The sequence below is a fragment of the Cellulomonas sp. NEAU-ZC6 genome (assembly GCF_056844425.1).
In genome coordinates, this window is the sequence record NZ_JBXFYH010000005.1 from 187604 (window position 1) to 210009 (window position 22406).

Consider the following 22406-nt stretch of genomic DNA (forward strand, 5'->3'; position numbering starts at 1 on the left):
CTCTCGGTACGCGGGTGCCGCTCCATGACCCCGGGCGCGCGCGATCCCCCGTTCGGCGCAGCGGCGCCCGGCGCGCGGCGCACCCCCGGCGCGCCCCGCCGTCTCGTAACCCGCCGGACACCTCCGGCGCGTACGTTCCCTCCACCGGCCGCACCGCGGCGGCCGGCGCAGGGCGCAGGCGACCGGGAGGGGGCAGGCCAGGGTGTTCGAGCACGTCGACCCGTTCATCGGCACGGAGGCCACCGCGCTGCCGCCGCAGTCCGGTCTGGCCGCGACGTGGTGGTGGCCGAAACCGCAGGTCGGGAACACGCACCCCGGGGCGACGTACCCGCTCGGCATGGTCAGCGCGTGCGCCTACTCGGGCGCCTACCCGACGGGCTACGGCCGGTACGACCTGTCGACCGAGGGGCTGCCGCCGGAGCTGCACGACGGGCAGCGCGCCTCCGGCTTCACGCACTTCCAGCAGTCCGGCACCGGGGCGATCCGCAAGTACTACAACTACCTGCGGGTCACGCCGATGCTGCAGCCGCTGGACGACCTCGGACAGCTGTGGGACGTCTCCGACGAGGTCGCGGAGCCGGGCTACTACGCGGCGACCCTGGACTCGGGCATCCGGTGCGAGGTGACGGTCGGCCCCAAGTCCGCCGTGCACCGGTACACCTTCCCCGCGCACCGGGACGCGCGGCTCGTGATCGACCTCAGCCTCGGCGGCCTGGACATCCCCTACGGCCGCACCGTCCCGCTGCGGGCGCACCTGCAGTCGGTGGCGCCCGGCGTCGCGCAGGGCGAGATCACGGTCGAGGGCGCGCCGCTGGCGGTGCACGTGGAGTGCGACGCCCCCGCGTCGGCGCAGTGGCGGCAGCTGCTCTGGTACGACCGGCGGCTGATGCCCGGCGGCACCCGGCTGGACTTCGACCGGATCCGGCCCACCACGCTGCGGCCGTTCGGCCTGATGTGGGCCGGCCCCACGGAGCCCGGCCAGGTGGTCGAGCTGCGCTTCGGGTTCTCGCTGCGCGGCGTCGAGCAGGCGCGCGAGAACCTGGTGCGCGACTGCGGGCCGGGGCCGTCGTCGTTCGCGGAGCGCCGGGCGCGCACCGCGCACGAGTGGCGCCGCCAGCTGGGCAAGGTCCAGGTCGACACCCCCGACCCGGGCAAGCAGACCGTGCTGTCGACGGCGGTCTACCACTCGCTGATCAAGCCCTGCCTGGCCCCCGACGAGAGCCCGTTCTGGCCGACGGACACCCCGTTCGCGTACGACATCGCGACGATGTGGGACATCTACCGGACCCAGCTGCCGCTGCTGACGGCGCTGGTGCCGGAGAAGGCCGTCGAGCTCGCCACCGCGATCCTGCACATCGCCGAGGAGGAGGGGAACTTCCCGATCGGCTACCGGATGGCCCGCGGCGCCGACCGGTTCTCCCGGCAGGGCAGTGCCCTGGCGCACACGTTCCTGGCCGACCTGTGCGCGCTGGGCCTGCCGATGGACTGGGACTGGGCGCTGGTGCACCTGCACAACGACCTGCGCCGGACCTACGGCGAGGAGTTCCTGCTGCACGGTCGCACGCACCCGATCAGCCACACGCTCGACCTGGCGTCCGGGTACTTCTGCACCGCGGTGATCGCCCGCCAGGTCGGCGACCGCACGCTGACGGACCAGTTCGCCCCGTTCGCCGGGCGGTGGCGGAACGCCTTCGACCCCGGGACCGGCCTGCTGCGCGACTCCACGTTCTACGAGGGCGGGCGGTGGAACTACTCGTTCCGGCTGCTGCACGACATGGCCGCGCGGATCGCCCTGGCCGGCGGCGACGACGGGTTCGTCACGCTGCTGGACCGGTTCTTCGGCTACGGCGCCGAGCCGGTCCGGCAGCCGGGCTTGGCGCCCACCGAGGACGAGATGCTCGCCGGCTACGGGCTGCACCGGTTCGAGGGGCTGAACAACGAGCCGGACATGGAGGCCCCCTGGGCGTACCAGTACGCCGGCCGGCCGGACCGCACCGCGGAGGTGGTGCACGCGGTGGTCCAGCAGCAGTTCGGCACCGGCCGGGGCGGGCTGCCCGGCAACGACGACTCCGGCGGCCTGTCGTCCTGGTACGTGTGGGCGTCGCTGGGGCTGTTCCCCGTCGCGGGGCAGAACCTGTTCCTGCTCAACGCGCCGGCGTGGCGCGAGGCCCGGCTCGAGGTCGGCGGCAAGGTGCTCACCGTCGAGACGTCGGGGTTCGTCGAACCCGAGCCGGGCGGCCCCGCGCAGCACGTGCAGCGGGTCCGCCTGGACGGCGTCGAGCTGGACCGCACCTGGCTCACCGGCACCGAGCTGCACGCCGGGGGCCGGCTGCAGGTCGACCTCGGTCCCGCGCCCGGGCCGTGGAACGCCGCCACCCGGCCCCCCTCGGTCAGCACCACCCCGGCCTGACCCGCTCTCCCCTCTCTCCCCTGCAGCACGCTCCCGGAGGCATGCCGTGACCGACACGACCCTCACCACCGCCACCGACGCCGCACCGCCCCGCCGCGTCGACCGCCGCCTCGTCATCGTGGTGCGCGCCGACCCCGTCATCTGCGGGCACTCCGGCGAGGCCCGCAACCTGGCCGAGGCCGCGCTCGACCGCGGCTTCGACGAGGTGCGCATCGTGACCTGGCCCATCGACCGGCTGCAGGCCGCGGGCCTGCCGCTGAAGCCGCTGGACCGGGTCATGCCGTACCGCGACGGCGTGATCGTGGAGCGGCCCGACCCGGTCGGCGACTACAAGGTGCCGGACGGCCGCTACGTCGCGGGCCTGATCGGCCGCCTGGTGGAGCTGTTCACCGACGGGGTGCCCACGGTCGCGCTGTCGCTCTACCTGAGCCCGCACGCCACCGCCGTCGCCGACGCCGTGCAGGTCGCCCGCCGCACCGGCCTGCCGGTCAACGTCACCACGGTCGCCGAGGCCGTCGGCTCCGACGTCACCAACGTCGTGCGCGCCGCGGTGCAGGCCGACCGGTTCGGCGCCGCTGCGCACGTGCTGGTGTCCTACCTGGAGCACGACGTCTGCCTCGCGGTCTCGGAGTACACCCGCGACCTCATCATCAGCGAGGCGGAGGCGGTCGACGCGCGGCACGGCACCACGTTCGCCGAGCAGTGCCGCGAGCGCGTCCGGATCTCCTACCCCGCCGTCGACGTGGCGCAGTACCTGTCCCGCGACGACACCGAGACCGATGCCCTGCTCGCGGCCCGGGGGCTCGACCGCGACGGCTACGTGCTGTTCCTGTCGCGGCTCGCCGCGGCCAAGGGCGTCGACGACCTGATCGACGGCTACGCCGCCAGCTCCGCGCCCGGCACGCACCGGCTGGTCATCGCCGGCAACGGGCCCGAGGCCGCCGAGCTCCGCGCCCACGCCGCCGCCTCCCCGGTCGCGGACCGCGTGCTGTTCCTGGACGACGTCTCCGACGACGAGAAGCCGCACCTGATGGCCGGCGCCGCCGCGTACGTGCTGCCCAGCAAGCCGCGCCCGGAGTTCGTCGAGACGTTCGGCATCGCGCTCGTCGAGAAGATGCTGTCCGGCGGCGGCCCCGTCATCACGACCGACACCGGCGGCATCCCGGAGGCGGTGGGCGACACGGCGATCATCGTGCCGGTCGACGACCCGGCCGCGATCGCCGCGGCGCTGGACCGGTCGCTCGGGCTCGCGGCGGCGGAGCGCGAGGCGTGGGCGGCCGCCTCGCGGGAGTTCGCGCTGCAGTTCGACCGGGCGGTCGTGCTGGACAAGATCCTCGAGGCCGTGGACCAGGTGCAGCCGGCGGCGCGCTGACCCGGGCGGGCGGCGGGCGGACGACCTCGCGAGATCGGGCTGGACAGCGCACAGCCCGGTGCGGCTAGCGTCGAGGCGTCGACCCGTCAGCCGCCGCCGAGGGGGTCGTCCGCCGCACCCGAGGAGCGCCCCGTGGCCGTCATCATCGAGATCCTCTCGATCGAGCAGGTGCTGGAACGCCGAGCCGCCGCGCTGGCCAGTACCGGCCTCGACCTCGCGACCCTGCACGAGCGTGCCGAGAGCTGGCAGCTGTCGCCCGAGCAGCGCGCCGACTTCGAGGAGTACGAGGAGCTCGGGTGGTTCCTCGATGAGGACTGAGCCGGGACCGCTCGCCGACCGGCGTCTCCTGGACGCCGCCACCGAGTTCGCGGACGACCTCCACCGCACGCTGGCGGGGGTGCTGCCGGTCGTCCCGCCGCTCGTCCGTGCACGAGCGGTCCGCGCCGGCGGCGACGTGGGACTCGCGATCGAGCAGGGCCCCCGGACGGGCATCCCGCTCACCGTCGACGGCCTGACGATCCTGCGGCTCCGAGGTCTGCTCCGCTGCGCGTGGGACGGCACCGGCGAGCACCTCGCCGTGCGGCGCTCGAGCTTCTCCGTCGTCACCGAGTCCACCGCCGAGCCGCTGTTCCGGTACGACTACGACGCCGGGTCCGACGGCAAGGTCCCCGCCGCGCACCTCAACGTGCACGGGCACCGCGACGAGCTCGTGTTCGCCATGATGGCGGCGGGCCACCGGCTGCGCGGCCGTGCCCGCACGTCCGCGGTCCGGCGCGGGCGCGTGCCCCGGGTGTCGACGCTGCACTTCCCGCTCGGCGGCCACCGGTTCCGGCCGGCGTTCGAGGACGTGCTCGAGATGCTGGTGCGGGAGTTCGGGCTCGACACCCGCGACGGCTGGCAGGACGCGATCCGCACCGGGCGCGAGCGGTGGCGCGGTACCCAGCTGCGGGCGGCGGTGCGGGACGACCCCGTGAGCGCCGCGGCGGAGCTCTGCCGCCTCGGCTACCGGGTGGCCGCGCCGGCGTCGGTTCCCGCGGGGCGGGCGGACCGGCTCGGGGCGCTCTGAGGGTGCCGGACGGTCAGTCGCAGTAGTCGCAGCGCCCGGTCGCCGGCAGGGCCATCGAGCAGGTCGGGCACAGCGTGATGACCTCCTCGCGCTGGACCGCGCGGGGCTTGGCCGGGGCCGCCGTGCGGGTGCGCGCGGGCGCCGACGCGCGGGTGCGGGTGGCGGGTGCGGGACGCGTCCCGGCGGGCTCCGGCAGGTCGAAGCCGCGCCGGCGGAGCAGCGCCTCGACGGCCTGGTCGCCGCCGTGGAACTCGTCCGCGGACGGCAGCCGGCCGGTCGCGAACCGGTGCGCCACCCCGACGACGGCGAGGCTCGGGTACCGGGTGCCCTCGTGCTCGAAGGTGCTGCCGCTGGTCTCGGTGTAGCCGTAGACGCCCAGGAAGTCCTCGGCGCCGCGGGCGTCGTGCTCGGCCATGGCCTGGAGGAGGTGCTGTCGCGTCACGGCGGAGAAGGTCGCCACGCCCCCAGGCTACGTCCCGCCGGGCGGCCACCCCCCGGGCGCGAGCCCCTGGACCCTGTGAGTTCGGACGCACGGCGGGACCGTTCACCGCGCGGAGCAGCGGCGGAGCCGGTAGGAACGACGGCATGACCCGTGTCGGCTTCCACAACTCGCACGAGCAGGTCCACCCCAGCGCGCTGCTCGCGGCGACCCAGCACGCGGAGGAGGCCGGCTTCGACGCCGCCATGTGCTCCGACCACTGGGCGCCGTGGAGCACGAACCAGGGGCACTCGGGCTTCGCCTGGACCTGGCTGGGCTCGGCCATGGCCACGACGCGCCTGCCGTTCGGGGTGGTGAACGCCCCGGGGCAGCGGTACCACCCGGCGGTCGTCGCCCAGGCGGCGGCGACGCTCGCCTCGATGTACCCCGGCCGGTTCTGGGTCGCGCTCGGCTCCGGCGAGAACATGAACGAGCACATCACCGGCGACCCGTGGCCGCCGAAGCCGGAGCGGGACGCCCGGCTGCGCGAGTGCGTGCAGATCATCCGCGCGCTGCTCGCCGGCGAGGAGGTCACGCACCACGGCCTCGTGACCGTCGACCACGCGCAGCTGTGGACGCTGCCGGACGTGCCGCCGCGGCTGATCGGGCCCGCGGTGACCGTCGAGACCGCCCGCGCGCACGCCGACTGGGCCGACGGCCTGGTCACGGTGAACCAGGAGCCCGAGAAGCTCCGCCGGGTGGTCGACGCCTACCGCGACGCCGGCGGACGCGGGCCGATCTCGCTGCAGGTGCACGTGTCGTACGCGACCGACCCGGACGAGGCCTGGCGCCTGGCCCGCGAGCAGTGGGCGGGCAACGCGGCCGGCCCACCGGCGGCGTGGGACCTCGCGACCCCAGAGGCGTTCGACGAGCTCGCGAAGACCGTCGACGACGACACCCTGGGCACCGCGGTCGTCGTCGAGCACGATCCCGTGCGGCTCCGGGACCGGCTGGTCGAGCTGGTCGAGATCGGGTTCGACGAGGTGTACCTGCACCAGGTCGCCACCGACGTCCGGCCGGACCACGGCAAGCACGACGACGCGACCCCGACGGTGACGCACCCGCCGTCGTCGCTGGACGCGTTCATCGACCTCGCGGCCGAGCACCTGCTGCCCGCGCTGCACGCGGTCGAGGCCGGGACCGCGGAGGCCGACGCGTGAGGATCCGCGACACCGGCGACCTCTGGTGGAAGAACGCCGTCGTCTACTGCCTGGACGTCGAGACGTTCATGGACTGGAACGACGACGGCGTCGGCGACCTGCCCGGCCTGGTGCAGCGGCTCGACCACCTGGCCGACCTCGGGATCACCTGCCTGTGGCTGATGCCGTTCTACCCGACGGCCGACCGGGACGACGGCTACGACATCACCGACTTCTACGGCGTCGACCCCCGCCTCGGCGACGCCGGCGACCTGGTCGAGCTGATCCGCACGGCCCGGGACCGCGGCATCCGCGTGATCGCGGACCTGGTCGTCAACCACACCTCCGACCGGCACCCGTGGTTCAGGTCGGCACGCAGCAGCCCGGACAGCCCGTTCCGGGACTTCTACGTGTGGCGCACGGACGCGCCCCCGCCGACCGGGGACGAGGTGATCTTCCCGGACCAGGAGGACGGCATCTGGACCTGGGACGAGAAGGCTCAGGCCTGGTACCGCCACCGGTTCTACCGGCACCAGCCCGACCTCAACACGGCCAACCCGCAGGTGCGGGACGCGATCGCCAAGGTGGTCGGGTACTGGGCCGAGCTGGGCCTCGCGGGGTTCCGGGTCGACGCGGTGCCGTTCATGCTGGCGGACGCCGCGAGCTCCCCGGCGGACGACATCGAGCACCCGCACGAGTTCCTCAAGGCCCTGCGGTCGTTCCTGTCCCGCCGCACCGGCGACTCGATCCTGATGGGCGAGGTCAACCTGCCGTACGAGGAGCAGCGGCTGTTCTTCGGCGACCACGACGCCGACGGCTCGGCCGAGGGCGACGAGCTCACGCTGCAGTTCGACTTCGTCGCGATGCAGCAGATGTACCTGTCGCTGGCGCGGCAGGACGCCGGCGCGCTGGCCCAGGCGCTCCGCGACCGGCCCGAGATCCCGCACGACGCGCAGTGGGCGACGTTCGTCCGCAACCACGACGAGCTGACTCTCGACAAGCTGTCCGACCAGGAGCGCGCGGAGGTGTTCGCCGCCTTCGGCCCCGAGGAGGACATGCAGCTGTTCGGGCGCGGGCTGCGCCGGCGGCTGCCGACCATGCTCGGCGGCGACCCGCGCCGGATCCGGATGGTCTACTCGCTGCTCTTCACGCTGCCCGGCACCCCGGTGCTGTTCTACGGCGAGGAGATCGGCATGGGCGAGAACCTCGCCGCCGACGGCCGCCTCGCGGTCCGGACGCCGATGCAGTGGACCTCGGGCACCAACGGGGGCTTCTCCGCCGCGCCGGCCCGCCGGCTCTCCGGCCCGGTCGTCGACGGCGGGTACGCCCCGCAGCACGTCAACGTCGCCGACCAGCGGCGGGACCCGGACTCGCTGCTGGTCTTCGTGCAGACCCTGGTCCGCCGGTACCGCGAGTGCCCGGAGCTCGGCTGGGCGACCCGCGCCGAGATCCTGGACCAGCCGCACCCCGCCGTGCTCGCGCACCGGTCGACGTGGCAGGACGCCTCGATGATCGCGCTGCACAACCTGGGTCCCGAGGCGGTGACGGTACCGCTGCACCTGCCCGACGCCGAGCGCGACCCCGGCGAGAACGCGCGGGCCGACGGCACGGCGTCCACGGAGAGCGACGCCCGGGACGACGAGCCGGTGCGCCTGGTGGACCTGCTCGAGGACGCCGCGTGCGAGGTCGGCGCCGACGGCCGGCTCGAGGTCGAGCTGCCCGCGTACGGGTACCGGTGGATGCGCGTCGTCCGCCCGGGCTCCCGCCGGCTGCTCTGACCCTGCCTCCCGGAGACCCCTGCCTCCCGGGGACCCGTGCGCTCACGGACCCGTGCGCTCGCGGGCTCGCGGGCTCGCGGGCTCGCGGGCTCGCGGGCTCGCCGAGTGCGCGGTGTGCGGGGTGCGCAAGCCGGCCGGGCCGGGACCCCGCGGGCCGGCCCTCGGGGGTCAGCCGCGCGTGACCGACCAGCGCCCCGCGGCCAGGTCCGTCAGCCGCGGCAGGATGACGTCGCCCGCGGCGCGCAGCCCGTCGTGCAGGTACTCGTTGGTCACCCACACCTGGGCGTTCCCCACGGCGTCGGCGGTGCCGACCGCGAGGTCGAGGTCCACGTAGGGGTCGTCCACGTACTGCACGGCCGCGACGGGCACCTCGTTGGCCGCGAGCCGCTCCGGGTCGTAGAGCGCAGGCCAGGAGGTCCGGGCCGCGAGCGCCTCGGCTGCGGCCTGGAAGGGCCGCAGTGCTCGCACCTCGCCGAACATCCACGGGAACACCGCCTCGCCGGTCAGCCCGAGCGGCCGCGCGGCCGGGTCGAGCCCGGGGTGCCGGTCCAGCTCGGCCTGCGCGGCCCAGCCGCCCGCGCGCTCGCCCTGGTGGTAGATGACCTCCTGCAGCACGGCGTAGAGCGGGTTGGCGTCGAAGCCGGTCTGCGTCTGCACCGCGAGCGCGAACGCGTCGTCGGGCACGCCGTCCGCGTCCAGGTCGACCGTGTCGAGCAGCCAGTGCAGGCCGTCGACGCCGGTGCTCATCCCGAGCGGCATGCCGAGGGTCTGCAGGCGCCGGACGGTGAACGGGTCGCCGTCGGGCAGCCGGACGTCGCCGGCCGCCAGCCGGTCCGCGAGCGCCCCGAGCAGCGCCACGTCCTCCGGGTACCGGCGGGCGAACGCCGCGACCCGCGCGGCCTGGCGGGGGAACGTGCGCGCGTAGACGTCCTCGGCGCTCGCGCCGGTGCCGGGCAGGCCGCCGGTCACGTAGCACGCGGTCAGCGCCTCGGGGTGCCGGGACAGGTAGGTCAGCGTGAGGAACCCGCCGTACGACTGCCCGAGCGTGGCCCAGCGCCGGCCGCCGTAGATCGAGCGGCGCACGGCCTCGGCGTCCTCGACGACCGCGTCCGCCCGGAAGCAGGCCAGGTAGTCCGCGGCCTCCTCGGCCGTGCCGAACCGGGCCATCGTGCGGCCGTCCACCCGGGAGGAGCGCCCGGTGCCGCGCTGGTCGAGCAGCACCACCCGGTGCGTGCGCAGCGCGGTCGTCCACCAGCCGGCGCCCAGCGGGCGCGGGCCCATGCCACCGGGTCCGCCCTGCAGGAACAGCAGCAGCGGCAGGTCCTCGGCGTCGCGCGTCGGGTCGACCAGCTCGCGGGCGAACACCTCGAGGTGCGGGTACCGCCCCGGGTGCTCCCGGTCGACGGGCACGCGCACCCGGTGGTCCCGGACCAGCACCGGCGGGACCAGGCGCGCGGGCGACGTCCGGGTCGCGGAGGTGCGGGTGCGGCGGCGGGCGTCCGGGGAGGCGGGGGTCACGGCAGCACCCTAGGCTCTCGGGAACTCGTCGCCGCACCTGCGGTGACGGCGGACGGAGGACGCGTGCCCGGACGGACGATCGTGATCACCGGCGCCAGCGACGGCATCGGCGCCGCGTCGGCCCGCCAGCTCGCCGACGCGGGCGAGCAGGTGGTGCTGGTCGGGCGGTCCGCCGAGCGCACGGGCAAGCTCGCGGCGGACCTGGGCGCCCCGCACCACCTCGCCGACTTCGCCGAGCTGGCGCAGGTGCACCGGCTCGCGGACGAGCTGCGCGCGGCGTACCCGCGGATCGACGTCCTGGCGAACAACGCCGGCGGCATCATGGGCCGCCGCGAGGACACGGTGGACGGGTTCGAGCGGACCCTGCAGGTGAACCACCTGGCGCCGTTCCTGCTGACCCACCTGCTGCTGCCGACCCTCGTCGCGAGCCGGGCGTCGGTCATCCAGACGTCGAGCGTCGCCGCCCGGACCTGGGGCGCCCTGGACGTGGACGACCTGGGCAGCACGCGCGGCTACTCCCCGCAGAAGGCGTACGGCGACGCCAAGCTGGCCAACATCCTGCACACCGTCGAGCTGGACCGCCGGTACGGCGCGGAGGGCCTGGCGGCCGTGGCGTTCCACCCCGGCGTCGTCGCGACCAGCTTCGCCCGCGAGACCACCCACCTGATGCGGTTCGTCTACCACACGCCCCTGCGGCGGCTGCTGACCATCACGCCCGAGGAGGGCGGCGCGCACCTCACGTGGCTGGTGCAGGGCACCCCGGGCGCGACGTGGCAGCCGGGCGGGTACTACGAGAAGGACCGGCTCGCGGTCCCGCCTCCGCAGGCCGCGGACGCGGACCTCGCGCGGCGGCTGTGGGACGTCAGCGCGGCGCTCGTCCGGGTCTGAGGCGTCGTCAGCGGCGCGGCGGGGCGGTCGACCCCCGGGGCACCAGGGTGGTCGGCAGCCGCAGGTGCGCCTGCGGGGCGGGCGTCCCCTCGACCAGGCCGACGAGCAGGTCGACGGCGGCGGCGCCGATCTGCTGGATCTCCTGCCGCACGGTGGTGAGCCCCGGGGTCGTCGACGCCGACTCCGGGATGTCGTCGAACCCCACGACCGACAGGTCGTCCGGCACCCGCAGCCCGAGGCGCTGCGCGGCGTCGAGGATGCCCATGGCGGACAGGTCGTTGGCCGCGAACACCGCCGTCGGCGGGTCGGCCAGCCCGAGCATCGCCGCGGTCGGCCCGGCGGCGGCCTCGCGCCGGTACTCGGCCACGTGCAGCAGGCACGGGTCCACCGGGATGCCCGCCTCGGCCAGCGCCTGCCGGTAGCCGGCCTCGCGCAGCCGGGACGACTCCAGGTCCGCCCGGCCGCCGAGGAACCCGATCCGCCGGTGCCCGAGCGCCAGCAGGTGCCGGACCGCCAGCACCGCGCCGTGCCGGTTGTCCGAGTCGACGGTCGGCAGCCCGCCCGGCCCCGCGTGCGGGTCGACGGCGACGACCGGGACGCCGGCGGCGACCGCGACCACGGTGGGCGTGACGAGCACGGCGCCGTCGATCAGCGTGCCGCTGAGCCGGGACAGGTAGCGCTGCTCCCAGCCGGCCCGGGCGACGCCGCCGGTGCCGCCGCCCGTGTAGGCCAGCAGGTCGTAGGAGGTGCCGGCTAGCGCCGCGCCGGCGCCCTTGAGGATCTCCGTGCTGAACGGCTCGAACTCGGCGACGAGGATGCCCAGCACGTGCGTGCGGTGCGAGCGCAGGCTGCGCGCGACGATGCTCGACTCGTACCCCAGGTCGGCCACGACCTGCTGGACCAGGGCGGCGGTGCCGCGGGCGATCCCGTCCCGGCCGTTGACGACCTTCGACACCGTCGCGACCGAGACGCCGGCGGCGCGGGCGACGTCCGTGATCGTCACCCGGTTGGCCATGGGCTCGATCGTAGCGGTAACGAAACCGTTATCGACAACGGTTGACACGTCAGATCGAGGGCTGCCAGAGTCGGCCGTGCACCCGGTCAGCGACGACGGGGAACCGGCGACGACGGCGGAGTGCGGCACACCCCCGCGCCGCCGGAGCCGGGCTCGTCGTGGCACCCCCGGAGCACGTGGTACCGAGCTTCCGGTCCCCCGCCCGGGGCGGCCGTTCGACTCAGATCAACTCGACGAAGAGGACAGATCCGATGAAGGCAAGGAAGACCCTGGCGGTCCCCGCCGTCCTCCTCCTGGGCGCGCTGGGCCTGAGCGCCTGCGGCTCCGGTGGCGGCGACGACTCCGGCTCGGGCGGTGACGGGACGGTCGAGATGACGTTCTGGCACAACTCGACGACCGGCGACGGCAAGGCGTACTGGGAGGACACGGTCGCCGCCTTCGAGGAGGCGAACCCCGGCGTCACCATCACCGTGCAGTCCATCCAGAACGAGGACATGGACGGCAAGCTGCAGACCGCCCTGAACTCGGGCGACGCCCCGGACATCTTCATGGCGCGCGGCGGCGGCAAGCTCGCCGACGTGGTCGAGGCCGGCCAGGCGATGGACCTGACCGACCAGATCGACGACGCCACCCGCGAGGCCGTCGGCGACGCGGCGCTGAGCGCGTTCACGGTCGACGGCAAGGTCTACGGCATGCCGACCTCGGTCCTGCCGGGCGGCATCTACTACAGCAAGGACCTGTTCGCCGAGGCGGGCATCACCGAGACGCCCACGACCTTCGCCGAGCTGGACGAGGCCGTCACGAAGCTCAAGGCCGCCGGCATCTCGCCGATCGCGCTGGGCGCCAAGGACGCGTGGCCCGCCGCGCACTGGTACTACTTCTTCGCGCTGCGCGAGTGCTCGCAGGAGACGATGGACACCGCCGCCAAGGAGATGTCCTTCGACGACCCGTGCTGGACCGCGGCCGGCGAGGACCTCGAGGAGTTCGCGGGGACCGAGCCGTTCAACGAGGGCTACCTGACCACGACCGCCCAGCAGGGCGCCGGGTCGTCGGCCGGCCTGATCGCCAACCACCAGGCCGCCATGGAGCTCATGGGCGCCTGGGACCCGGGCGTCATCGCCTCGCTCACCCCGGACCAGAAGCCGCTGGCCGACCTCGGCTGGTTCCCGTTCCCGGAGGTCGAGGGCGGTGACGGCGACGCCACCGCGATGATGGGCGGCGTCGACGGCTTCAGCTGCTCCGCCGAGGCCCCGCCGGAGTGCGCCGAGTTCCTCAACTTCTTCATGCAGAAGGAGTACCAGGAGGGCTACGCCGAGGCGTTCGTGACCCTGCCGGCCAGCAAGGAGGCGCAGGGCGTCGTCACCGACCCCGCCCTCACCGACGTGCTCGCCTCGTACAACGACGCCGCGTACGTGACCGTGTGGCTCGACACGATGTTCGGTCAGAACGTCGGCAACGCCCTCAACGCGGGCGTCGTCGAGATGCTCGCCGGCAACGGTGATGCCGCCGGGATCGTCGACGCCGTCAACGCGGCCGCGGCCAAGGAGTAGCCGCACCATGAGCGACTCGCAGGGCGTGGGCCCGCTGGTCACGAAGTCGCCCGAGGGTCGCTCCGCGGCCGGGGACGGCGCCGCCACGGCGTCGTCCCCGGCCCGCCGGCCGGACCGCCCCGCCCGCCCGCGCCGGCGGGGCGGCAGCTGGCGGCAGCGGCTGGAGATCACGCTGCTGTCGGGCCCGGCCATCGCCGTCTTCCTGGCCTTCGTCATCTTCCCCGTCGTGATGGCGGCGTACTACGGGTTCTTCAAGTGGAAGGGCTTCGGCCCGCCGACCGACTTCGTCGGCCTGGAGAACTACGCCACGATCCTGAAGGACCCGACGTTCCACGACGCGCTGCGGCACAACGGCATCATCGTGGTGCTGTCCCTGCTGCTGCAGGGACCCGCGGCGGTCGTGCTCGCGCTGCTGCTCAACCGCCGGATGCGCGGCCGCTCGATCATCCGCGTGCTGATCTTCGTGCCGTACGTGATCTCCGAGGTCATCGTCGGCACCGGCTGGTCCCTCATGCTGCAGACCACGGGCGCGGTCAACGACCTGCTCGGCAAGATCGGGCTGGAGGGCTGGGCGGTCGACTGGCTGTCCGACCCGGACGTCGCGATCTGGTCGCTGATGCTGATCATCACGTGGAAGTACATCGGCTTCGCCGTGATCCTGTTCCTCGCGGGGCTGCAGTCCATCCCGGAGGAGCTGCACGAGGCCGCGGCCATCGACGGCGCGTCCTACTGGCAGGCCCAGCGCGCGATCACGCTGCCGCTGCTCGGCCCGACCATCCGCATCTGGGCGTTCCTGTCGATCATCGGCTCGCTGCAGCTGTTCGACCTCGTCTACATCATCTGGGGCCAGTACGTGGCCGCCACCGCGGGCACGTCCACGATGGCGACCTACATGGTGGTCAACGGCCGCAACGCCGGGAACTACGGCTTCGGCAACGCCGTCGCGGTGGTCCTGTTCCTCGTCTCGCTCGTCATCGCGCTGACCTACCAGCGCTCGGTGCTGCGGCGGGACACCGAGGGCGCACTGACCGAGAGGAAGAAGTGATGGCCGCCGTCGCCGTCCAGGCACCCCCGCTCCCCACCCCGGCGTCGTCGCACCGCCGGCGCGGGTCGACGCTCGACCGCGTCAACCCGATGGTCTACGTCGTCTCGTGGCTGCTGGTGGGCGTGTGCATCGCCCCCGTCGCGTACATCGTGCTGGGCGGTCTGCGCACCAACTCGCAGATCACCCAGGACCCGTCCGGGCTGCCGAGCACCTGGGAGTTCGGCAACTACGCCGACGTCCTCACCAGCTCGCTGTTCTGGCAGCAGTTCGCCAACTCCGTGATCTGCGGCGTCGCGACCACCATCGGCGTGGTCATCCTCGGCGTGATGGCCAGCTTCGTGCTGGCGCGGTACGAGTTCCGGGGTCGCGGCGCGATGTACTCGCTGTTCGCCGCCGGCCTGATGTTCCCGATGACCGTCGCCATCACGCCGCTGTACATCATGATCAAGAACCTCGGCCTGATGAACAGCCTGGCCGGCATCATCCTGCCGCAGGTGGCGTTCGCGCTGCCGACGACGATCATCATCCTCGTGCCGTTCCTGCGGGCGATCCCGAAGGAGCTCGAGGAGGCCGCCGCCATCGACGGCGCGAGCCGCCTCGGGTTCTTCTTCCGGATGGTCGTCCCGCTGTCCGTCCCCGGCGTCGTCACCGTCGGCATCCTGGCCTTCGTGGCGAGCTGGAACAGCTACATGCTGCCGCTGTTCGTGCTCAACGACGAGGCCGCCTACACGCTGCCGCTCGGCGTGCAGTCGTTCGCCTCGCAGTACTCCGTCGACACCGCCCGGGTGCTGGCGTTCACGTCCCTGTCGATGATCCCCGCCCTGGTGTTCTTCTCGCTCTTCGAGCGGCGGATCGTCGGTGGCCTCACCGGAGCCGTGAAGGGCTGAGGCACCGCCGCCTCCCGCACCCGCACCACCCGCCGACGAAGGAGAAGGACCGCGTGTCCGAGATCCCTGCCCTGCCCGCCGTCTCCGAGCGGGTGCGCGCGCTGCACGCGCAGATGTCCCTCGAGGAGAAGCTCGCCCAGCTCGTGGGCTACTGGCTGGACCAGAACGGGACCGTCGCCCCGATGCAGTCCGAGATGGCCGCCGGCCAGAAGGACGCCGGGCTGCTGCCCGAGGTCACCCGCCACGGCCTCGGCCACTACACCCGGGTCTACGGCACCCGCCCGGTCGATCCCGCCGAGCGCGCCGCCTGGCTGTGGGCCGAGCAGCGCCGCCTCAAGCGGGAGACCCGGCTCGGGATCCCCGCCCTGGTGCACGAGGAGTGCCTGACCGGGCTCGCCGCGTGGCAGGCGGCGACCTTCCCGACGCCGCTCGCCTGGGGCGCGGCGTTCGACCCGGACCTGGTGCACGAGGTCGGCCGGGCGATCGGGGACTCGATGCGCGAGCTCGGCGTCCACCAGGGGCTGGCGCCCGTGCTGGACGTGGTGCGCGACCCGCGGTGGGGGCGGGTGGACGAGTGCATCGGCGAGGACCCGTACCTGGTCGGCACCGTCGGCACCGCGTACGTGCGGGGCATGCAGGAGGCGGGCGTGCACGCCACGCTCAAGCACTTCGTCGGGTACTCCGCGTCGGCCGCCGGCCGGAACCACGCGCCGGTCTCGGCCGGTCCGCGCGAGATCGCCGACGTCTTCCTGCCGCCGTTCGAGATGGCGGTCAAGGACGGCGGCGTGCGCTCGGTGATGAACGCCTACACCGAGATCGACGGCGTCCCGATGGCGGCCGACCCGACCTACCTGACCGAGGTGCTGCGCGAGCGCTGGGGCTTCGACGGCGTGGTCGTCGCCGACTACTTCGCGGTGGCGTTCCTCGAGGTGATGCACCAGGTGGCCGCCGACCGCGGCGAGGCCGCCGCGCTGGCCCTGGCCGCGGGCATCGACGTCGAGCTGCCGACCGGCGACGCCTACCTGGAGCCGCTGGCCGAGCGCGTGCGCGCCGGGCTGCTGGACGAGGGCTACGTCGACCGGGCGGTGCTGCGCGCGCTCGCGCAGAAGGAGGAGCTCGGGCTGCTCGACCCCGGGGCCTACGAGGACGAGCCGCCCGCGGCCGTCGACCTGGACTCCCCGCGGCACCGGGCGCTCGCGCTCCGGCTCGCCGAGGAGTCCGTCGTGCTGCTGGCCAACGACGGCGTGCTGCCGCTCGCCGCTCCCGGGGCCGGCGGACCCGCGCGCATCGCCGTGGTCGGGCCGAACGCGGACCGCCCCGAGGCGCTGATGGGCTGCTACTCGTTCGCGAACCACGTGCTCGCGCACCACCCGGACGTCCCGATGGGCTTCGAGATCGCGAGCGTGCTGGAGGCGCTGCGCGGGACGGGCGAGGCGGGCGCGCCCGGGCCCGAGGTCGTGCACGCCCCGGGGTGCGCGGTCGAGGGCGACGACACCTCCGGCTTCGCCGCCGCCGTGGACGCCGTCGCGTCCGCCGACGTCGCGGTCGTGGTGGTCGGCGACCACGCCGGCCTGTTCGGCCGCGGCACCGTCGGCGAGGGCAACGACGCGGAGACGCTCGAGCTGCCCGGGGTGCAGCGGCAGCTCGTCGCGGAGCTGCTCACCACGGGCACGCCCGTCGTCCTGGTGCTGCTCACCGGACGGCCGTACGCCCTGGGCTGGGCGCTCGACGGCGAGGGGCCGCGGCCCGCCGCCGTCCTGCAGGCCTTCTTCCCGGGCGAGCGGGGCGGCGAGGCGATCACCCGGGTGCTCACCGGGGCCGTCGGGCCGTCGGGCCGGCTGCCCGTCTCCCTGCCCCGGTCGGCCGGCTCCCAGCCGTACGGGTACCTGCACCCGCTGCTCGGCGGGCCGTCGGACGTGACGTCCGCCGACTCCACGCCGGTGCGCCCGTTCGGGTTCGGGCTGTCGTACACGACGTTCGCCTACGACGTGCTGACGGTCGACGAGGCCGTGGCCGCCGGCGGCACCTTCACCGCGGCCGTCACCGTCGAGAACACCGGCGACCGGGCGGGCACGGAGGTCGTCCAGCTCTACGCCCACGACGTCCTCGCGACCGTGACCCGCCCCGTCGCCCAGCTGCTGGGCTACGCGCGGGTGGACCTGCAGCCGGGCGAGCGCCGCCGCGTGACCTTCGGCGTCCCGACCACGCGCCTCGCGTTCTCGGACCGGCGCCTGGTGCGCGTGGTCGAGCCCGGCGACGTCGAGGTGTGGGTCGCCTCGCACGCCGGTACGGCCCGTCCCGGGACCGGGCTCAGCGGCACCACCGGCGGCGCGATCAGCAACCACCGGGCGTCCGAGCGGCACCCGGTCGCCGGGACCACCACGGAGCGCGCCCGGCTCGCGGTCACCGGGGACGTGCACGTCCTCACCGGCGACGAGGCCCGGCTGGTCGAGGTCAAGGTCACCGCTCCGTGACCCGGGTGCCCAACCCGGTGCTCCCCGGCTGCTTCCCGGACCCGTCGGTCTGCCGGGTGGGCGAGGACTACTACCTGGTGACCTCGACCTTCGAGTACCTGCCCGGGCTGCCGGTGCTGCACAGCCGCGACCTGGTGTCGTGGGAGGTGGTCGGGCACGTGGTGCACCGGCCCGGGCAGCTCGACTACGGGGGCATCGGGTCCTCGGGCGGCCTGTACGCGCCCGACCATCCGGCACCACGACGGGACGTTCTGGGTGATCTGCACCCTGGTGGACCGCGACGACCCCGCGCGCGGCGGCAACTTCCTCATGACCGCGACCGACGCCGCGGGGCCGTGGTCCGACCCGGTGTGGTTGGACGCCGACGGCATCGACCCGTCGATCTTCTTCGACGACGACGGCCGTGCCTGGGTGCACGGGACCCGGCTCGCGCGCGAACCGCGGTGGCACGACCAGACCGAGGTGTGGGTGCGGGAGCTGGACCTCGCGACCACGACGCTGGTCGGCCCGGAGCACGTGATCTGGACCGGTGCGCTGCACGACGTGGTCTGGGCGGAGGGACCGCACCTGTACCGGGTCGACGGCGCCTACTACCTGGTGGCGGCCGAGGGCGGCACGGAGTTCCACCACGCCGTCAGCGTCGCGCGCGCCGACCGCGTCACCGGGCCGTACATCGGCAACCGCGGCAACCCGGTGCTCACGCACCGCCACCTGGGCCGCGGCAGCGACGTCGTCGGCGTGGGGCACGCCGACCTGGTCGAGGCCGTCGACGGGACGTGGTGGGCCGTGGCCCTGGGCATGCGGCCGTACGGCGGCTACCACTACCCGCTGGGGCGCGAGACGTTCCTCGTCCCCGTGACCTGGGAGGACGGCTGGCCCGTGTTCGCCCCGGGCGCCGGCCGCGTCCCCGCCGAGGTCGAGGTGCCCGCCGCGGGGCCCTGGCGCCCTGGCGTGGTGCAGGGCCGCACGTCCGGCGTCGTCCCGCCCGGCGACCCCCGCTGGGGCGCCGTCCGCGCGCTGCCCACCGAGGTCGCCACCCTGGACGGCGACGCCTGGGACCTGCCGCTGCGCCCCGTCGCGCCCACCGAGCCGGAGGCCCTCGCGTTCCTCGGCGTCCGCCTGCAGCACCGGGACGCGGACGTGCACGCCACCGTGCGCCCGCACCTGGCGCCCGGGGAGGAGTGCGGCCTGCTGCTGCGGCAGTCCGAGGACGACCACGCGCGCCTCGCCGTCACCCCCGCGTCCGACACCGCCGACACGGACGGCTGGCAGGTGCGCGTCGTGCACCGCCGCGCCGGGGTGGACGCCGTGCTCGGCGAGGCGGTCCTGACCGGGGACCCGGCACGGCCGCTCGTCCTGACCGCCCGGGTCCGCGGGGTCGACGTGGAGCTGCTGGCCGGGGCGGCCGGCGAGCCCGCGACGCCCGTCGGGTGCGTGGACCTGCGCACGCTCGACTCCGTCGCGACCGGCGGTTTCCTGGGCCTGTGGCTCGGGGTGCACGGCACCAGCCACGGCCGGCCCACGACCTCGCGCGTGCGGCTCGCCGAGCTCGAGTACCTGCCCCGCTGACCGCCGCCGCACCCGGAGGACACCGTGCACGTCGACCTGCCCGAGCCCGAGCTCTGGGCCTACCGCAGCAGCCTGGTCGACCCGGCGGACTTCGACGCGTTCTGGCAGGAGGAGCTCGCGACGTCGCGCGCCTGCGAGGGCCCGGTCGAGGTGCTGCCCGTCGGCACGCCGTTGCGGACGCTGGAGACCGCCGACGTGACGTTCCCCGGCTACCGCGGCGACCCGGTCCGGGCCTGGTACCGCCGGCCCGCGGGCGTCACCGGGGACCTGCCGCTGGTCGTGCAGTACGTCGGCTACGGCGGCGGCCGCGGGCACGTGCTGGACAACCTCGGCTGGGCGTCCGCCGGGTTCGCCCACCTGCTGATGGACACCCGCGGCCAGGGCGCGGGGTGGAGCGTGGGCCACACCCCCGACCCGTGGGGCACCGGCCCGCAGCAGCCGGGCGTCATGACCCGCGGGATCGAGAGCCCCGCCACCGCCTACTACCCGCGCCTGGTCACCGACGCGGTGCGGGCGGTCGACGCCGGCCGGACGCTGCCGGGGGTCGACCCGGCGCGGGTCGCCGTCGTCGGGGGCAGCCAGGGCGGTGCCCTGGCCCTGGCGGCCGGCGCGCTCGCCGACGTGTCGGCCGTGGTGGCCGACGTGCCGTTCCTCTGCGACATCGCCCGGGCCGTCCGGATCACCGACAGCCACCCGTTCCGGGAGGTCGCCGCGTACCTCGCCGTGCACCGGGACCGGGAGGAGCAGGTGCTGCGCACCCTGTCCTACGTCGACGGCGTCGCGTTCGCGCGCCGCGGCACGGTGCCCGCCCGGTTCACGGTGGCGCTGATGGACACCGTCGTCCCGCCGTCGACGGTGGTCGCGGCCCACCACGCCTGGGCCGGGCCCAAGGAGCTGCGGACCTGGCGCTGGAACGGGCACGAGTCCGGCGGGCCGGACGAGCACGCGGAGGCGATCGCCTTCGTCACGCGGACCCTCGGCGCACCCGACGCCGCGTAGTCCCGGAGGACGGGCCGGGGAACGGCGTGTTTCCGCCGCGTCACCGCCGCCCGGACCGCGTGACACCTGCGTGAATTCCGCACGGGCCTGCTTGTGGGCGGGGCCGCGGCCTGCGGAGACTCGGCTCGGGCCCGCCGAGGCCCCGCGACGACGCGAGACACCCGGGGGCAGGTGGGCATGACGACCGACGACACGCTCGGGAGCACGGGGCTCGCGGAACCCGACCCGCCCTTCGGCCGCCTGCACGCCGGTGACCCGGCCCCCCGGTGGCTGCACGCCGCGCTCTGCGCCGCCTGGGGGTGGGAGCCGGATCGCACGGCGGTCGAGCTGCTGGCGCTGTCGCACAACGCGACGTTCCGGGTCTCGGTCGACGGCCGCACCGTGGCGGCGACGCGGGTGGCACCGCCCGCGTACATGGACGACACCGCGGCGGTGGAGTCCGAGGTCGCCTGGATGGCCGACCTGGCGCGGTCCGGCACCGTGCGGGTCCCGCGCACCGTCGCACCGGTCGACGGCGAGGCCGTCGCGATGGTCGCCGACGACGAGGACCGGCACTGGGTCTGCCTGACCTGGCAGTACGTGCCGGGCGTCGACCTCGACGACGTGCTGCCGACGCTCCCCGACGCGAGCGGGTGGCACCGGCGGGTGGGGACGACGGCGGCGCTGCTGCACGAGCACGCCCTGGCCTACCACCGGCCGCGGGACTTCGTGCGGCCGACGTGGGAGCCGGCCGACCTGGTCGGGCCCGACAGCCGCTGGGGCCCGTGGGAGGCCGCGTGCCTGCCGGCCGCGGACCTGGCGCTGCTCGGCCGCGCACGGTCCGCCGCGCTGGACGCCCTGCACGACGCCTCCCGCGCACCCGACGCCTGGGGACTGGTGCACGCGGACCTGCGGCCCGGCAACCTGCTGGTGGACGGCGACGACCTCACCGTCATCGACTTCGACGACTCGGGGTTCTCCTGGTTCGTCCTGGACCTCGCCGCGCACCTGTCGTACGTCGAGCACCTGCCCGACGCCCCCGAGCGCGCCCAGGCCTGGGCCGCCGGCTACCAGGAGGTCCGCCCGCTCACCGCCCACGACGCGCGGACCGCGTGCGCCCTGTCGATGCTCCGGCGCCTGCAGCTGCTCGGCCGCACCGTCGGGGACCCGCGCGGCGGTCCGTCGGGTGCCCTGCGCGCCGAGCAGCCCGCGGGCACCGTGCTGGTGGCGGAGCGGTACCTGCGCTCCCCCGCCTGGCTCCTGCACTGAGCCGGGGGCGCCGGGTGCTCGGCCGGTAGGTCAGGCGGTCGCGCGCCGCCGGCGCAGGTCGACCCGGTCCAGGTCGCGGGCGACGTGCACCCGCGCTCCGCCGGCCGTCGCCCGGGCCTGGGCGCCGAGCGGCTCGAGGTCCGTGTACCTGCCGGAGAAGTGGCTCAGCACCAGCAGCCGGGCGCCCCCGGACGCGGCCAGCGCGCCGGCCTGCCCCGCCGTCAGGTGCCGGTACTGCTCGGCCAGCTCCGCGTCCTCGTCCGCGAAGGTGCACTCCGCCAGGAGCAGGTCGACGTCGTCCGCGAGCGCCTCGGCCCCGGCGCACGGCGCGGTGTCCATCACCACGGCCACCCGCTGCCCGCGCCGCGGCACGCTGACGTCCTCCAGCCGCACGTCGCCGAGGCGCCCCGTCCGCTGCAGCTCGCCGACGGCGGGACCGCTGATCCCGGCCGCGGCGAGCCGGTCCGGCAGCAGCGTGCGGCCGTCCGGCTCCGTCAGGCGGTACCCGAAGGCGGCGATGCGGTGCCGCAGCGGCTCGACCGTCAGCCCGTCCGCCACCTCGCCCGCGGCCGCGTGCGGGTGCAGCCGCAGGTCCAGACCCGGCGTCGCCAGGCCGACGAGGGCCCGCACGACGGCCTCGCCCTCGGCCGGGTAGTGCAGGTGCACGGGGTGCTGCACCCCGTCCAGCACCATCCGGGACAGCACGCCCGGCAGGCCGTAGCAGTGGTCGCCGTGCACGTGGGTCAGGCAGATCCGGGTGATCGAGGACGACGCGACGCCGGCCAGCAGCATCTGGCGCTGCGTGCCCTCGCCGGGGTCGAGCAGGAGGCCCTGGTCGTCCCAGCGGAGCAGGTAGCCGTTCTGGCTGCGCGTGCGGGTGGGGACCTGGGAGGCCGTCCCGAGGACGACGAGCTGGCGGACCACCTGGCCAGTGTGGCGTCCCGGACCCGCTGACTGCTCATCTCGGCAA

At 74.8% G+C, this 22406-nt stretch carries 18 protein-coding genes and 1 pseudogene; 15 read left to right on the forward strand and 4 right to left on the reverse strand.

The window, feature by feature from the left end; translation table 11 throughout:
• The first annotated feature begins 202 nt into the window (after positions 1 to 202).
• The 4 genes from AC1050_RS18570 to AC1050_RS18585 all read left to right on the forward strand — a co-directional run bounded on the left by AC1050_RS18570 (position 203) and on the right by AC1050_RS18585 (position 4848).
• Positions 203 to 2410, forward strand: a complete 2208-nt coding sequence (locus AC1050_RS18570) for a glycoside hydrolase domain-containing protein (RefSeq protein ID WP_482388888.1) — start codon at positions 203 to 205, stop codon at positions 2408 to 2410.
• 46 nt (positions 2411 to 2456) lie between these two features.
• Entirely contained in the window at positions 2457 to 3782 is a 1326-nt protein-coding gene (locus AC1050_RS18575; RefSeq protein ID WP_482388889.1) for a glycosyltransferase, read from the forward strand.
• A 132-nt stretch (positions 3783 to 3914) separates the two neighbouring features.
• Positions 3915 to 4100: a hypothetical protein gene (locus AC1050_RS18580; RefSeq protein ID WP_482388890.1), complete on the forward strand. Its 186-nt coding sequence runs from the start codon at positions 3915 to 3917 to the stop codon at positions 4098 to 4100.
• Positions 4090 to 4848, forward strand: coding sequence for a hypothetical protein (locus tag AC1050_RS18585; RefSeq protein WP_482388891.1), 759 nt, complete (start codon positions 4090 to 4092; stop codon positions 4846 to 4848). Before AC1050_RS18580 ends, AC1050_RS18585 begins: the two co-directional genes overlap by 11 nt.
• 13 nt (positions 4849 to 4861) lie before the next feature.
• Here AC1050_RS18585 and AC1050_RS18590 read toward each other — a convergent pair whose 3' ends face one another.
• Positions 4862 to 5308 carry a ScoMcrA-related endonuclease gene (locus tag AC1050_RS18590; protein WP_482388892.1) on the reverse strand — a complete coding sequence of 149 codons (447 nt, stop codon included), beginning with the start codon at positions 5306 to 5308 and terminating at the stop codon, positions 4862 to 4864.
• A 125-nt stretch (positions 5309 to 5433) separates the two neighbouring features.
• Here AC1050_RS18590 and AC1050_RS18595 point away from each other — a divergent pair, with 125 nt between their 5' ends.
• A complete protein-coding gene (locus AC1050_RS18595; RefSeq protein WP_482388893.1) occupies positions 5434 to 6486 on the forward strand; it encodes a TIGR03885 family FMN-dependent LLM class oxidoreductase in 1053 nt (350 codons plus the stop codon).
• On the forward strand, positions 6483 to 8243 hold the full coding sequence (locus AC1050_RS18600) for an alpha-amylase family protein (RefSeq protein WP_482388894.1): 1761 nt from the start codon (positions 6483 to 6485) through the stop codon (positions 8241 to 8243). The genes AC1050_RS18595 and AC1050_RS18600 overlap by 4 nt, the downstream gene beginning before the upstream one ends.
• A gap of 168 nt (positions 8244 to 8411) precedes the next feature.
• Here the strand turns inward: AC1050_RS18600 and AC1050_RS18605 are convergent, their stop codons facing one another.
• Positions 8412 to 9692 (reverse strand): alpha/beta fold hydrolase, encoded by a 1281-nt coding sequence (locus tag AC1050_RS18605; RefSeq protein WP_482388950.1) that lies wholly within the window; start codon positions 9690 to 9692, stop codon positions 8412 to 8414.
• A 132-nt stretch (positions 9693 to 9824) separates the two neighbouring features.
• On the opposite strand from AC1050_RS18605, the gene AC1050_RS18610 reads away from it, so the two are divergent.
• Positions 9825 to 10649 (forward strand): SDR family NAD(P)-dependent oxidoreductase, encoded by an 825-nt coding sequence (locus AC1050_RS18610; RefSeq protein WP_482388895.1) that lies wholly within the window; start codon positions 9825 to 9827, stop codon positions 10647 to 10649.
• 7 nt (positions 10650 to 10656) lie between these two features.
• Here the strand turns inward: AC1050_RS18610 and AC1050_RS18615 are convergent, their stop codons facing one another.
• Positions 10657 to 11664 (reverse strand): LacI family DNA-binding transcriptional regulator, encoded by a 1008-nt coding sequence (locus AC1050_RS18615; protein WP_482388896.1) that lies wholly within the window; start codon positions 11662 to 11664, stop codon positions 10657 to 10659.
• A gap of 251 nt (positions 11665 to 11915) precedes the next feature.
• On the opposite strand from AC1050_RS18615, the gene AC1050_RS18620 reads away from it, so the two are divergent.
• The 8 genes and pseudogenes from AC1050_RS18620 to AC1050_RS18655 all read left to right on the forward strand — a co-directional run bounded on the left by AC1050_RS18620 (position 11916) and on the right by AC1050_RS18655 (position 21436).
• Positions 11916 to 13214 carry an extracellular solute-binding protein gene (locus AC1050_RS18620; RefSeq protein WP_482388897.1) on the forward strand — a complete coding sequence of 433 codons (1299 nt, stop codon included), beginning with the start codon at positions 11916 to 11918 and terminating at the stop codon, positions 13212 to 13214.
• A gap of 7 nt (positions 13215 to 13221) precedes the next feature.
• Positions 13222 to 14259: a carbohydrate ABC transporter permease gene (locus AC1050_RS18625; RefSeq protein ID WP_482388898.1), complete on the forward strand. Its 1038-nt coding sequence runs from the start codon at positions 13222 to 13224 to the stop codon at positions 14257 to 14259.
• A complete protein-coding gene (locus AC1050_RS18630) occupies positions 14259 to 15146 on the forward strand; it encodes a carbohydrate ABC transporter permease (RefSeq protein WP_482388899.1) in 888 nt (295 codons plus the stop codon). Before AC1050_RS18625 ends, AC1050_RS18630 begins: the two co-directional genes overlap by 1 nt.
• Before the next feature lie 113 nt (positions 15147 to 15259).
• Positions 15260 to 17620 (forward strand): beta-xylosidase/alpha-l-arabinosidase, encoded by a 2361-nt coding sequence (locus tag AC1050_RS18635; protein WP_482388951.1) that lies wholly within the window; start codon positions 15260 to 15262, stop codon positions 17618 to 17620.
• A gap of 56 nt (positions 17621 to 17676) precedes the next feature.
• Positions 17677 to 17781 (forward strand): annotated as a pseudogene (locus AC1050_RS18640) (family 43 glycosylhydrolase); the annotation flags it as partial.
• Between the two features lie 94 nt (positions 17782 to 17875).
• A complete protein-coding gene (locus AC1050_RS18645; RefSeq protein WP_482388900.1) occupies positions 17876 to 19189 on the forward strand; it encodes a family 43 glycosylhydrolase in 1314 nt (437 codons plus the stop codon).
• 24 nt (positions 19190 to 19213) lie between these two features.
• A complete protein-coding gene (locus AC1050_RS18650; protein WP_482388901.1) occupies positions 19214 to 20188 on the forward strand; it encodes an acetylxylan esterase in 975 nt (324 codons plus the stop codon).
• Positions 20189 to 20365: 177 nt separating this feature from the next.
• Positions 20366 to 21436, forward strand: a complete 1071-nt coding sequence (locus AC1050_RS18655) for a phosphotransferase enzyme family protein (RefSeq protein ID WP_482388902.1) — start codon at positions 20366 to 20368, stop codon at positions 21434 to 21436.
• 30 nt (positions 21437 to 21466) lie between these two features.
• Here AC1050_RS18655 and AC1050_RS18660 read toward each other — a convergent pair whose 3' ends face one another.
• Complete coding sequence (locus AC1050_RS18660) at positions 21467 to 22360, reverse strand: ribonuclease Z (RefSeq protein WP_482388903.1); 894 nt, start codon at positions 22358 to 22360, stop codon at positions 21467 to 21469.
• Between the last annotated feature and the right edge of the window lie 46 nt (positions 22361 to 22406).